Source organism: Nostoc commune NIES-4072, assembly GCF_003113895.1.
GTDB classification, from domain to species: domain Bacteria; phylum Cyanobacteriota; class Cyanobacteriia; order Cyanobacteriales; family Nostocaceae; genus Nostoc; species Nostoc commune.
In genome coordinates this window covers 5867643-5881391 of record NZ_BDUD01000001.1, presented here as the reverse complement: position 1 = coordinate 5881391, position 13749 = coordinate 5867643, and the positions used below count along the sequence as shown (strand labels likewise).

Here is a 13749-nt window from a genome sequence, read left to right as displayed (position 1 = left end):
AATTAATTAGTAAAAATAAATTATGTCAGAATCAACTCCCATTACCCCAGACCCTAACCCAGCTGAGGCACTAGACTCAGTGGCAAATAATTCTAATGAGCAAGCAAACGCATCTGCCGATCGCAATGCGAAAACTAGGCAACTGCTAGGGATGAAAGGTGCTGCGTCCGGGGAAACTTCAATTTGGAAAATTCGTTTGCAGCTAATGAAGCCGATTACCTGGATTCCCCTAATTTGGGGTGTAGTCTGTGGTGCGGCTTCTTCTGGTAACTATACTTGGACACTGGAAAATGTGTTGAAGGTAGCAACCTGTATGCTGCTGGCTGGGCCATTGATGACAGGTTACACCCAAATCCTCAATGATTACTACGATCGCGAAATCGATGCCATTAATGAACCTTATCGTCCGATTCCCTCTGGGGCAATTCCCTTACCCCAGGTAATTATTCAGATTTGGGTATTACTAATTGCTGGCTATGGTTTGGCGTTTGCGCTGGATGTGTGGTCTGGTCATGAATTCCCGACAATTACAGCGATCGCAATTATCGGTTCTTTCATCGCCTACATTTATTCTGCACCTCCTCTGAAACTCAAGCAAAACGGGTGGCTAGGTAGCTACGCCTTGGGTGCAAGTTATATCACCCTACCTTGGTCTACAGGACACGCTTTGTTTGGCGATCTCAATTCCACAATCGTGATTTTGACGATGTTCTACAGCTTGGCTGGATTGGGTATTGCCATCGTTAATGATTTTAAGAGTGTAGAAGGCGATCGCCAGCTAGGATTAAATTCACTACCCGTAATGTTTGGCATCACTACTGCGGCATGGATTTGTGTAGTAACGATTGATGTATTTCAAGGATTGATCGCAGCTTATCTCGTCAGCATCCATGAGAATTTGTATGCAACAATACTAATACTCTTAATCATTCCGCAAATCACCTTACAGGATATGTATTTCCTGCGTGACCCAGTGAAGAATGATGTTAAGTACCAAGCCAGCGCCCAACCGTTCCTGGTTCTAGGAATGCTCGTCACTGGTTTAGCGCTGGGTCATGCTGGAATTTAAATGATACTTCCATAGTAAGAAGTTAAGAGTTGGGAGTTAGGAGTTAATATACCTTTAACTCCTAATTTGTATCAAGACATATCGTGTTGCAACTGATCTCTTTCCTCATTCATGGGATTCAACCTTTTTTAGTCCCGATTTGCTTTGTCGTTGCTTGGACTGTAACTATTCTCGCTGTTTTGAGTCTCTGGACGGCGGCGCGAGATAGTGTAACTACAGCCAAACAAATGCATCAAATCCCTTGTAGTGGTTGCCAATTTTTTACCGACAATTACCGTCTTAAATGTACTGTACGCCCATCTATTGCCAATACAGAAGAAGCCATCCATTGTTTAGACTATCAACCGAAGACAAATCCTTATTTGTATTAGTTAGGGAGTAGGGAATGGGGAGCAGGGAAAGCAGGGAGCAGGGGCAGGGTAGACAAGGGGACAAGGGGACAAGGGGACTTAAATGAGAACTTGCAACAAGTGTTTCCCCTTGTCCTCAATTCTCAAGAGTCCCCAAGTCCTCTTTCCCATGCCCAATGCCCAATGCCCAATGCCCAATGACTATTGACCAATCTCTAACAATATCTTCAAAACACCGCGACTTTGAGCGTGTTCAAAAGCTGCAAGCCCTTCAATAAGGGGGTAAGTGGCATGAATGAGAGGTTGCACATCAACTTGTCCTGTGGCTAGTAGCTGGAGGGCTGGGGCAAAGGGGCCACAACGGGAACCGATGAGAGTTATTTCATCCACTACTAACGAGGAAACATCTAGGTTGAGGTTGCCAGCATAAGTACTTTTAAGCACTAATGTACCACGAGGACGTAGGGCGCGACGGGCGATCGCAAATCCTTCTGGGTTCCCAGTACACTCGACTGAGATATCAAAATACCCATCTGTAACAGCGTCAGCTAGACTCGTTTTAATCCCTCGTGCTTCTAGATTAGCCAGTTTGTCTCGATGACGCCCCACAGCTAAAAGTTCACACCCAGTTAAGGCAAGTGTCTGGGCTACTAACTGCCCTAGTTTGCCATCTCCAACCACTAGTACCCGGTCATTTGGATGCAATGCTACTTGCTGCTGAATTTCCAAAGCTGCTGCTATAGGTTCAGTAAACGTTGCTACTTCTGTTGGCACATTATCAGGTACTAAATGTAAGTTCTCCACCGGCAAACAAAGATATTCGCCAAAGGCTCCATTTCGGTTGACAATACCAAGAACTGTACGATTTTCGCAGTGAGTAGGCTGTCCACTACGACAAAACCGACAATCCCCACAAACAGCATTGATTTCTCCAACTACGCGTTGGTTAACTAGATGTTCTGGCCCTTGTACGACAACACCGACAAATTCATGTCCTAAAATACCAGTGTAAGGATAGTAGCCTCTGAGTAGTTCTAGGTCAGTATTACAGATGCCCGCACGCAAGACGCGCACCAAGGCTTCTCCCTGTGGTGGTTCAGGAATGGGAATATCCGTGCGTAACTGCAATTGGTTGTTTTCGAGCCAAAGTCCTTTCATTTCTCTTCGCCTCCTTTGCCGAATTATGTTGTCACACCACTTTCAAAAATCTTTACAAATCAATTAGTTATATCCGCGTACAAATCTACGCCCCTACCCATGCCTATGTCTCTGTAGTAGGTATTTCTTTAATAATATTGATTGCATCAACTTTGCTTAACCAGGTAACTAGATCGTCTGAGTCAAGCGCTATCTCACTTCCTAAAGTTTTGATATAAAGAAGTCCGTCGCTAATAATTAAATCTCTAATTGGATACCATGAATCCCGTTTTCTAATTAGAAGTTCCAACGGAATCCCGACTCTTGAAGTATACTTGCGATATTTCCACCAAGCTCGCCATAAAAGCACACATTTAGTACAGTGCATCTTATAACCCTTGGGAACTTCGCAGTATTGATACTTATAGAAACCTCTACTATCCACTTCTCCTTTGAGGAGATAACTAGATTCTGCTAATGCCTGATTTATCAATTCCCACTGGGATGATTTTGGAGAAATCGAGAATTCCGATAGTGTCTTAGATAACTGGACGGTGGCAATCACACCTTCGGCTTTTGCTATCAGTTGGTTAGTATTATACACTGTTTGGGCTGTCAAAGCAGGATTTGACAACAAAACTTCTTTTTTATGAATAGAGTTTTGCACAAACTCTCGAATTAAATCTAGATTAGACAACATAAAATTATTTATACCAGGTTAAATAGTGTAATTTAAATTACAACTGTACTTAAATTAGTTGCTCATTGTTATTGCACTAAAACCAGGATTATTTCTCTGTCTGACTAGAACCTTGTTTACTTTAATTTCGGCTATTTCGCCGCTTACCAGGCTGTTTAACAAAATACTGTGTTTAGATACACAATGAATTATTATATTAAATTTTTACGCCTTCGAGAAAAGGTTGAAATACCGGAATCAATTCGGGGTGACTAACTACAAGGGTAGGAAAAGAGCGATCGCTATAATCTTCTCCCGGTGACAATGGAAACGGTTCTGACTTCAGCGAAGCCCAGACTCCACCAGCAGCCTGGACAATTACCCAAGCCCCGGCTAAGTCCCAAACTTTTGGTGTCGCCTCAATACCACCCAGAGTAGCCCCAGTGGCAACTGTCAAGAAGTTATAGCTAGCCACACCCAACATGCGAATTTTACAGGGAAAGCCGTTTTTGATAGCTGCGGTGCTGCGGGAACAGAGGTTAAAAAAGTGATTGTTGCTAGGACTATCTATACTACTGTGGATGGGGTGGTTGTTGAGAAATGCTCCTGTTGGTGTTGCTAAACCAGATGAACCTGCCCAGAAACCATGAAAAGCTTGATTCAATGTTGGCGCGTAAATATACCCAAAAATAGGTGTACCTCGATACAGTAAACCCAGAGATATTGTCCAGAGAGGAATACCGCGTGTGAAGTTGGTTGTGCCATCTAGAGGGTCAATTACCCAGCACCACTCAGTACCGGGGAATGACTGATCGCTCTCTTCAGTCAAAATTCCGTAACCAGAGAAATTAGAAGCGATCGCATCCCGAATTTCCTGATCTGCCCATTTATCTGCTTGCGTCACCAAACTACCATCAGCTTTTTGGTCAGCCTGTACTTTCCCAAAATCTTGCATGAGCTGTTTTCCCACCTTGGTAGTGGTAGTTTGAGCAAAATCTAGAATTGTTGTCCAAAAATCATTCATTAGTTATTAGTCATTTGTCATTGGTCATTTGTCCCATGCCCCATACAGTTTAGTCTAAATCGCTTTCTAAAACTGAAGCGATCGCTTGTTTGGTACTTGTTTGAAATTCTGTGATGTTCACCCGATTCAAAAACCAAATCGATAGCACCATTCCCACAGCTTCTAGAACGAATACCAGTCCATAAGCTAGTTCTAGGCTTGGTAGCAACTTGCGTCCAATATCCAAAACTGTACCTCCGATTACCACCGCGATTCCTCTAGAGATGGACTGCGCTAATCCCCATGCCCCAATAAACGTACCTGCGGCTTCTGCTGCGGTCAGATCCAACATCAAGCTAATTGCGGCTGTAGTTAAGAAACCTGTGGCTAAACCGAAAAAGAATAAGCTTAGTTTGAGAACTGCTGCATTAGCTGTGAATCCTGAGATACCTAGCAATATTGCACAGAATGCTACCAACATACAGCCTAAACGTGCAGTTCTGCGCTTACCCAAACGCGGGACAATGTAAAAGCCGGTAACGCCGTAGGCAATCAGTAAACCCGTTCCATAGAAAATATTTAATTTGGTACTCTCCGCTAGAGGCATTTTAAATACTTGACCCGCATAAGGTTCCAAAATCGGGTCTTGCATAAACAAACTGATAGTCATCACCAATAAAAAGGTGAAAAATATACCTGTCTGCGGGCTAGCTGTCAAGATTTTCCAAGCATTGCCTAGAGTAATACTGTCTTCCCGATTCACCAGTGTGGAACGGGTTGAGTATTGAGAGTATTTTTTTTCTACGCCGAATGTGGCTGCGATCGCTAAACCAAATACAATTGCTGGGACGATAGTAAACAATCGGTTGATTGCTGGCTGCAAGGTTTCTACAGTTGCTTCTGGCGTTAACTGTTTTAGCAAGCTGGCACTAATAATTGCCCCAACTATAATTCCCACCATTAGCATCGACCAAACCACACCAACTACTTTAGAACGGTTATCTTCTTCAGATATATCCACCAATAAAGCAGCAAAGGCAGTAGCGCTAGCACAAATTCCTAGACCGTATACAGCGAAAACTAAAGCCAAAAGTGCTGTCCAACCGATTGTTTGGGTTGTCCATACCCAAGTACCTGCACTATTTCCAGCAACATTCATCTGCCATATCACTTGTATAGCTAAAAATGCTGCGATCGCAAATATTGCCGCGCCCAGCCAAACATAAGCTGTGCGGTGGTATCCCCATAAAGGCTTGGCATCGGAAATCTGACCAAACCAGACACGCGAAGGAGCAACAAATAAAGGCAGTGCTAGAACTACTGAAACCAGCGTCGCCGGAATTGCTATTTCTTGAATCATGACTCTGTTGAGTACCCCCAGAGTCAAGATAGACATCATGCTCAACCCCATCTGAAATAAACCCAGTCGGAACATGGTTAGCAGGTTTACCCTTGGCACAGATAGGGATTTTGTTTTGGTATCAAATACTTCACCGCTTGCCATAGCTACTTTTTCGTATAGTTTATAGGATTTAACAGTGAACAGTGAACAGTAAACAGTTATCAGTGATCTATTTATCCCTGGGTTTAAGTCCCCCACCTCCAGGTGGAATGCGTTGGTGGCGGGTCTAAATCCCCCACCATACGCCTGATAACTGATAACTGATAACTGATAACTGATTTAATCTCTCTCTCTTTAAATAAAGATAAACCCTACCCGCTTAAAATCAGCGAATGAAAAATGGAAGTTGCGATTTGGCAAGCGATTATACACCTCAATTAGGGTATGCTTCAGCCAAGTTAGGATTAACGAACTTTGGGGGTTTAAGTCCCCAGCAAGATAGGCAGCACGTTTTGTGTCGGGGTCTAAATCCCCGTCACAAAACGTAATTGCGAATTGCGTTAGCGGAGCGGGGCGTTAGCCCATTGCGAATTGCGAATTGGTTTAATCCACGGATTGCTTTAATAAGCGATCTAGAAGTAATTAAACTTTGATTATAGGTGCTTATTAAAGTCATAATATTACCTGTAACTTTATCGGATGCAAGCAAGCCACATAAAAATATCACTATTAAATTGTGGTTTTAACTACGCTATTCCCTTGAATTATTAAGATAAACTTGCCGTATGCATATCATCAAACTACTTACCTTCATCTAGTAACCAAAAAGGCATAGGCAATGAGTAAAGAACCAGTCAAAGTAATATTATGGGAAGAAAATCAAAAAGATTTTCTAAAAAAATTCTACGATCTCCAATTTACTCCCAGAGTAGGAGAGGAAGTTTACCTAAAAAAGGAGAAATGGAAAGTAACCAGAGTTGAGCATGATATCGAAATTAGTGAGATTAATGTCTACATGGAATTAATCAAAAAAGCCAAGCAAGATAAATCATCTAATTCTTAAATACAAGTAAATACACTCAACTATTATTAAAGGGAGGCTAATAGCCTCCCTTAATTTTGAGAATAGATATATTGTCAGGTGTAATTTGTCAATTTTTATGCAAGCCGTGATGTTTACGACAGGCTACGCCTACGCACAACAAGAGTTGCGGCGAAATGGTGGCGATCGCACTCTCTTAAATACTCCATCAACTTCCCCACACCCAACCTTAATCTGTAACGATACACTATAAAGGTAAAGAAATGTAAATAAATTAAATTTTGCAACCGTGGAAACTATCACATTGGGGCAAAATGGCCCATCTGTTACACCCTTGTGCATAGGCACTTGGGCTTGGGGTGATAAACTATTTTGGAATTATGGCGATCGCTATGGCCCAGAACAGTTACAAGAAGCCTTTACAGCAGCCTTAGAAGCTGGTGTTACCTTCTTTGATACTGCCGAAATCTATGGAATGGGAAAAAGCGAGAAATTTTTGGGGCAATTTCTCCAACAAACACAACAACCTGTGCAGATAGCCACAAAATTTGGCCCTGTACCGTGGCGATTTACAGCCCAATCCGTCTCTGATGCTTTAACAGAGAGTCTCAAACGGCTACAACTGGATAGAATTGCCCTGTACCAAGTGCATTGGCCTTTTGCTTTCTTTTTAAGCCAAGAAACTTTGATGAATGCTCTAGCGGATGAAGTGAAGCGGGGTAGAATTGCTACAGTCGGTGTGAGCAATTACTCAGCAGAGCAAATGCGGGACGCGCATCAAATATTGGCGGCCCGAGGAGTACCTTTGGCTGTCAACCAAGTACGCTATTCTTTACTCACTCGTCAAGTTGAAAGCAAAGGTATTATTGCAACTGCCCGTGAGTTGGGTGTGACTATTTTGGCTTATAGTCCTCTAGCACAGGGATTACTTACAGGCAAGTACAGTATTGATAGTACTGAAACCCCCACTGGTGCGAGGAAAGTAGACCCGCGATTTAACAAAGAAGGGTTGCAAAAAATTGCCCCAGTTATATCTTTGCTACGCAACTTCGGAGAAAAATACGATCGCACCCCTGCTCAAGTTGCTCTCAACTGGTTAATTGCTCAAGGTAACGTTATTCCCATAGCTGGGGTGAAGACAGCCGAACAGGTACGGCAGAATGCTGGTGCTTTGGGCTGGAGATTGAGCGACGATGAAATTGGAGAATTAGAACAAGTTAGTCGTCCTTGGCTGTAGTATTTTTAAACTGTCTAAAAAAGCCAAAAAGTCAAGAGTATAAAGTCAAAATCTTAACTCTTGACTCTTAACTCTCAACTTTACTAATTTTTAGATTTGGATTTTGGATTAAAGGAAAAATCTAAAATCCAAAATTAATTAATAGATTAAGAAGCTGATTCCCTAGCTGTAGGTGAACCTATCTTTTTACTAGGAGATGTAGAAGAATCCTGTCCACTTGTCCGTAGTTTGGGCTTGGGAGAAGAATGTCTTTCTTCACCATTGCTGCTATCTGATTTCCACGCAGCACGGGGGCGATCGCTAGAAGATGATTCACGGCGCTTACCGAGTCTTGGTTTGGGGGCAGAGGATTCCTCTTGGGGGATTTCCACATCTGAACTCAACCAAGCAGGACGAGTTTGATCGTAAGCGATTTGCAGTGCCGCTGCGGCGATCGCTTGAGCATCGTATTCTTCAATCAGTTCGCTGACAATCGGCAAGAATGAAGCCAAACGCTCACCTGTCAAAGCTTCTCGCACCTGTTCTTGCAATTTCAGAATGTGTCTTGCTTCAATCTGGGCGCGTGTGGGAATAGACAGCAATTGCCAACTTTGGCGGTTATGACGTTCAAATGTCTGCTGCTTGCGGCGCTCAAATGGTTGTACTAAAGAAATTGCTGTTCCTTCTTTACCAGCACGACCAGTACGACCAATGCGATGGACGTAGGTTTCTACGCTATCGGGTAAGTCGTAGTTGATCACATGGGAGAGTTGATCGACATCTAAGCCTCGTGCGGCAATATCAGTTGCTACTACCCAGCGAACTTGACGGTTACGGAATCGGCTTAATAACCGTTCCCGCGCTTGTTGCGACAAGTCACCGTGATATTCATCGACACTGTGACCAGCCCCTTGTAACTGACTGGTAAGTTCTGCGGCTGTGCGTCTGGTGCGAACAAAGATTAAAGCTGTTTCTGGATCTTCCATTTCCAGAATTGGTTGTAAAGCTTTAGCTTTTGTCCAGTGGCGGGGGATCAAGTAAGCTACTTGATTGATTTTGTTGGGAGCAGCTTTTGGTTGCTCAACGGTGACAGTTGCAGGCGATCGCAAGAACTTGTTCACCAACATCCGAATCGATGGTGGCATTGTTGCCGAGAATAAAGCTGTTTGGCGATCTACGGGCGCTTGAGAGAGGATTTTTATCACATCATCAATAAAGCCCATGCTCAACATTTCATCGGCTTCATCCAACACAAACCACTTCACTTGATCAAGCTTTAAACAGCCGCGATCAAGCAAATCGATCACCCGTCCTGGAGTGCCCACAACCATGTGAACGCCACGTTTGAGTTGTAACATTTGGCGGTCAATTGATTGACCACCGTAGATTGCTAACACCCGCAATCCTTCATTACCGATGAACTGGGCGATCGCATCGTGAACTTGCATTGCTAATTCACGAGTTGGTGTTAAAACTATGGCTTGCACGGCTTTTTGATTAATATCTAGCCGCTCTAAAATTGGCAGTGAAAATGCTGCCGTTTTGCCTGTTCCTGTTTGAGATTGACCTACTACATCACGACCGGCTAACAATTGGGGAATTGCTTGCACTTGAATGTTAGTTGGTTCGGTAAAACCGATTTTTTCTAGTTGTTCGACACGTTCTTGGGAAATGCCTAATTCTTGAAATGAAAGAGTCATTAATTCGTCCTAAATTTTATGTAAGGATTTTGGATTAGTCATTTAGTCAGTAGAGACGCGATTAATCGCGTCTGTACAATGGTCATTAGTCATTAGTCATTGGCTATTAGTGAGCCAAGGGCGGGTTAAGTCCGCCAAAGTTTCAGCTAAACCCTCATGAAAACTGCTATTAATGCAGCATTGACCTTAATATAAGGATGAATCTGTAAGGGTCATTTAACAAAGCACAAAAGACAAATGACAATTTAGTTATTGACTACTTGACCATAGAGGTCGTATGTATCAGCGTGGTGAATCGCTATTGGCACGATGGTTCCTAATTTTGCCTGGCCTTTGACATACACCAGACCATCAACCTCTGGGGAAAATCTACCTGAACGACCGATTAATTCACCACTTTCAGGATTTTCTTGCTCAATCAGGACATCGACTATTTTGCCTACTTCCTGTTGATTTTTCTTTTGAGAAATCGGTTGCTGGAGTTCCATCAGTTGGTATCGGCGATCGTCCATCACCTCTTGGGACAACTGATTTGGCAACTTGTAAGCGGGGGTTCCTTCCTCAGAGGAAAAGGTGAATACACCAACATGATCGAATTCATGCCGCTCAACGAACTCTAGTAGATGCTCAAAATGCTCGCTTGTTTCTCCTGGGAAACCAACAATAAATGTTGTCCGCAGTACGGCTGTTGGTAGCGCCGTTTTGATGCGATCTATAATCCCATCATTTACCCGTCCTTGCCAAGGACGGTTCATGGCGCGGAGAATATCTGGATGAGAATGTTGCAAGGGCAAATCCAGATAAGGCAAGACGTTTGGTGTTTCTTGGATCGCCGCTATCACATCTGGGGTCAGTCCCGTGGGATAAGCATAGTGCATTCTAATCCACGGTATATCTACTTTCCCCAAAGCGCGAAGCAATTCGGCTAATTTTGGCTTTCCGTAAATATCCAAACCGTAATTAGTAGTGATTTGGGAAATTAAAATAATTTCCTTTACCCCTTGACTAACTAACTGCTCGGCTTCGGCGACTATAGATTCAATAGTACGCGATCGCTGGTTCCCTCGAAGATGAGGAATGATACAAAATGCACAACGATAATCACATCCTTCCGCAACCCGCAGGTAAGCTACGCCCTCTGTTGTAGTACGATAGCGCGGTGTAGTTTCATCGGCAATGTAGGTTGGTTCGATACTAACCTGTTTAACCCGTTCGCCAAGTTCAACACGCTCAATTACATTTACAATTTTGTGATAATCACCTGTACCAACCACTGCTACTGCTTCCGGCAACTCTTCCAAAAGTTGTTCTTGGAAATGTTGCGCCATACAGCCAGTTATTACGATTTTTTTGTTTGCCTCTGCCAGTTCTACTAAAGTTCTGACAGATTCTTGCCGGGCTGCTTCAATAAAACTACAAGTATTAACAATAACGTAATCTGCTAACTCTTCATTTGTATCTACACCGTAGCCTGCTTCTACAAGCATTCCTAGCATGTGTTCTGTATCAATTCGGTTTTTCTCGCAGCCCAGGTGAGAAATGGCAATTGTTGGCTTGTCACCCATATTTTGAAAAAATCTTCATTTTTTTTCTTCCTGTAATCAAACACTCTGGCGCAAAATTAAGCTTTTTTGCTATCAGCATCCTCGTGAAAACAGCACAGTGGCAAATATCCACTGTTAATAACTGTTCGTGCCATAACCCTATTAATAAATAAAAATAGAGGTCATGTTATGATATTCCTATCAATCTGTTCCCCAGGGTAAATTGAAGTGTCTTTGGGTACATTTGACACTTGTAATCTTTTTTAACAATTCGCTTATTGGTATTTTACATTACCACAGCGTGTGCGTTGTTAATCTACCCATCGGGAAGCCGCCCAAAGGGCTTGTTGTGAGAAGTCGCTACCCTCCGGGAAATCGACGAAAGCGACTACGCTTAGAAAGCAGTAATGCTAGCCTGGCGATTGGCAAGTCCTACGACTGGGCGCGGACAAGACGCCTAAACCACGGAAAGCTGCCTTGCGTCTAGTGAGTGGCAAACTCCTCTTGTAGCCAAGTTTTATCTTAACATATCTTATGGGAGGTTGCAGGCCAATTTCCATCTAAGGAAGGAGGCAATAAACCGACTATCATAAAACACATTTGACTAGTTAATGAAAAGTCAAGAGTCAAGGGTCATATAGTCAATAGTCAAACAATTCTAGACTCTAGACTCCGCGAGGCGGATTAAAGACGTGGACTTATATCAATTATTTAAAACTCGCTCACCGATTATTGGCGTGGTTCACCTGCTACCACTGCCGACCTCACCTCGTTGGGGAGGTAGTTTGAAAGCGGTGATTGACCGTGCCGAACAAGAAGCTGTGGCCCTAGCAAGTGGAGGGGTTGACGGGCTGATTGTGGAGAATTTTTTCGACGCGCCGTTTACCAAAAGCCAAGTCGATCCGGTGGTTGTGAGTGCCATGACCATTGTGGTGCAACGGATACAAAGTTTGGTGACTTTGCCTTTGGGCTTAAATGTTTTGCGAAACGACGCTAAAAGTGCAATGGCGATCGCTAGCTGTGTACAGGCGCAATTTATCCGCGTCAACATCCTCACAGGAGTGATGGCAACCGATCAAGGATTAATTGAGGGAGAAGCCCATCAATTACTCCGGTATCGACGGGAGTTAGGCTGTGATGTTAAAATCCTGGCCGATGTGTTGGTGAAACACGCCCGTCCTTTGAGTTCTCCAAATCTCACAGTCGCCGTGAAAGACACCATTGAAAGGGGTTTAGCAGACGGAGTGATTTTATCTGGTTGGGCTACTGGTAGCCCACCGAACTTAGAAGATTTGGAACTAGCTTGTGGTGCAGCAGCTGGCACACCAGTGTTTATCGGTAGTGGAGCGAATTGGGAAAATATTGATACATTGATGCAAGCAGCAGATGGTGTCATAGTTTCCAGTTCCTTAAAACGCCACGGACGTATAGAGCAACCAATTGACCCAATTCGCGTCAGTCAATTTGTCGAAGTTGCACGTCGCAATTGGAACTCTAAAACTGACAGCAAATCAGCAGAACAAGTTAAGTTACATTCTTAGAAAGTAGGGAGTAGGGAGTGGGGAGTGGGGAGTAGGGAGTAGGGGGAGCAAGTGAACAATTAATTATTATTCCCCATTCCCCATTCCCCATTCCCCATTCCCCATTCCCCATTCCCCATTCCCCATTCCCCAATATTTATGATTCGCCGTCGTTCTACTCCTTGGATTCATAAATGGTCACGTCCATTGATTGCCGCGATCGCTGGATGTGGTGCCTTGATAACTGGTTATCTGACCATAGAAAAGTTAACAGGAGGCAGTGCAGCTTGTGTGGCACAGGCTGGTGTCAAGGGCTGTAATGATGTACTTTCTAGCCCTTGGGCAACGGTTTTTGGTCAGCCATTAGCTTTGTTTGGGTTTTTGGCATATATCAGTATGATGATATTTGCTTTAGCTCCCTTGGCATTCAACTCAGGGGAAAAGAATAGCCGCAAACAATTGGAAAATTGGACGTGGTTGCTGCTGCTAGCGGGCGCGATCGCTATGTCTGTTTTTAGCGGCTACTTAATGTATGTGCTAGCATCTCAAATCAAAGCTATTTGTCTTTACTGTATCGGTTCAGCTTTGTTCTCTGTGAGTCTTTTGGTGCTGACGATAATCGGTCGGACTTGGGAAGATATTGGACAAATCTTCTTTACCGCCCTGATTGTAGGGATGGTGACGCTGATTGGCACTTTAGGCGTTTATGCTGGCGTGAATAAATCAGATGTTACACCTGAAATTCCAGGACAACCGACAAAAATTATCTTTAATTCCAAAGGAGACCCTAACCCAGCCTTCGGTTGGGAAGTTACTACTACTTCTGGTGAGGCAGAAATAGCCTTAGCACAGCATTTGGCGAAGGTAGGCGCGAAGGAATACAGTGCTTACTGGTGTCCTCACTGCCATGAACAAAAGCTACTTTTTGGTAAAGAAGCCGAGGAAGTAATCAACAAGAATGTTAAGGTAGAATGCGAACCTAGTGGACTCAACGCTCAACCAGAACTGTGTAAAGCCGCAAAAATTGAAGGCTTTCCCACTTGGATCATCAATGGTAAAAGCTATAGTGGAGTCCAAAACTTAGAGGAACTAGCGAAAGCTTCTGGTTACACTGGCCCTCGTAACTTCAAGTATTTCAAGTAATCGA

The 13749-nt window shown here is 43.6% G+C and carries 13 protein-coding genes; 7 read left to right on the top strand and 6 right to left on the bottom strand.

Going from position 1 to position 13749, the window contains the following annotated elements; genetic code table 11:
• Window positions 1-22 precede the first annotated feature (22 nt).
• Both chlG and CDC33_RS26175 read left to right on the top strand, forming a co-directional pair.
• Window positions 23-1069 carry a chlorophyll synthase ChlG gene (gene chlG / locus CDC33_RS26180; RefSeq protein ID WP_109011398.1) on the top strand — a complete coding sequence of 349 codons (1047 nt, stop codon included), beginning with the start codon at window positions 23-25 and terminating at the stop codon, window positions 1067-1069.
• Between the two features lie 83 nt (window positions 1070-1152).
• Window positions 1153-1440: a hypothetical protein gene (locus CDC33_RS26175; RefSeq protein ID WP_100901131.1), complete on the top strand. Its 288-nt coding sequence runs from the start codon at window positions 1153-1155 to the stop codon at window positions 1438-1440.
• 180 nt (window positions 1441-1620) lie between these two features.
• Here CDC33_RS26175 and CDC33_RS26170 read toward each other — a convergent pair whose 3' ends face one another.
• The 4 genes from CDC33_RS26170 to CDC33_RS26155 all read right to left on the bottom strand — a co-directional run bounded on the left by CDC33_RS26170 (window position 1621) and on the right by CDC33_RS26155 (window position 5742).
• Window positions 1621-2577 (bottom strand): MDR/zinc-dependent alcohol dehydrogenase-like family protein, encoded by a 957-nt coding sequence (locus tag CDC33_RS26170; protein WP_109011397.1) that lies wholly within the window; start codon window positions 2575-2577, stop codon window positions 1621-1623.
• Window positions 2578-2680: 103 nt separating this feature from the next.
• Window positions 2681-3256, bottom strand: coding sequence for a hypothetical protein (locus tag CDC33_RS26165; protein WP_109011396.1), 576 nt, complete (start codon window positions 3254-3256; stop codon window positions 2681-2683).
• Between the two features lie 196 nt (window positions 3257-3452).
• On the bottom strand, window positions 3453-4259 hold the full coding sequence (locus tag CDC33_RS26160) for an inositol monophosphatase family protein (protein WP_109011395.1): 807 nt from the start codon (window positions 4257-4259) through the stop codon (window positions 3453-3455).
• 49 nt (window positions 4260-4308) lie between these two features.
• A complete protein-coding gene (locus CDC33_RS26155) occupies window positions 4309-5742 on the bottom strand; it encodes a BCD family MFS transporter (RefSeq protein ID WP_109011394.1) in 1434 nt (477 codons plus the stop codon).
• A gap of 676 nt (window positions 5743-6418) precedes the next feature.
• On the opposite strand from CDC33_RS26155, the gene CDC33_RS26150 reads away from it, so the two are divergent.
• From CDC33_RS26150 to CDC33_RS26145, 3 genes are all read left to right on the top strand, one after another.
• Window positions 6419-6643: a hypothetical protein gene (locus tag CDC33_RS26150; protein WP_109011393.1), complete on the top strand. Its 225-nt coding sequence runs from the start codon at window positions 6419-6421 to the stop codon at window positions 6641-6643.
• 106 nt (window positions 6644-6749) lie between these two features.
• Complete coding sequence (locus tag CDC33_RS41400; protein WP_280524436.1) at window positions 6750-6875, top strand: hypothetical protein; 126 nt, start codon at window positions 6750-6752, stop codon at window positions 6873-6875.
• Window positions 6876-6911: 36 nt separating this feature from the next.
• Window positions 6912-7859, top strand: coding sequence for an aldo/keto reductase (locus CDC33_RS26145; RefSeq protein ID WP_109011392.1), 948 nt, complete (start codon window positions 6912-6914; stop codon window positions 7857-7859).
• Between the two features lie 146 nt (window positions 7860-8005).
• On the opposite strand, the gene CDC33_RS26140 is transcribed toward CDC33_RS26145, so the two are convergent.
• Complete coding sequence (locus CDC33_RS26140; protein WP_109011391.1) at window positions 8006-9538, bottom strand: DEAD/DEAH box helicase; 1533 nt, start codon at window positions 9536-9538, stop codon at window positions 8006-8008.
• Window positions 9539-9783: 245 nt separating this feature from the next.
• Entirely contained in the window at window positions 9784-11103 is a 1320-nt protein-coding gene (gene rimO / locus CDC33_RS26135) for a 30S ribosomal protein S12 methylthiotransferase RimO (protein WP_109011390.1), read from the bottom strand.
• A 671-nt stretch (window positions 11104-11774) separates the two neighbouring features.
• Between rimO and btpA the strand changes: the two genes are divergently transcribed.
• Together btpA and CDC33_RS26125 are read left to right on the top strand one after the other, a co-directional pair.
• Complete coding sequence (btpA, locus tag CDC33_RS26130; protein ID WP_109011389.1) at window positions 11775-12623, top strand: photosystem I biogenesis protein BtpA; 849 nt, start codon at window positions 11775-11777, stop codon at window positions 12621-12623.
• Window positions 12624-12761: 138 nt separating this feature from the next.
• Window positions 12762-13745 carry a vitamin K epoxide reductase family protein gene (locus tag CDC33_RS26125; protein ID WP_109011388.1) on the top strand — a complete coding sequence of 328 codons (984 nt, stop codon included), beginning with the start codon at window positions 12762-12764 and terminating at the stop codon, window positions 13743-13745.
• The last annotated feature ends 4 nt before the right edge of the window (window positions 13746-13749 follow it).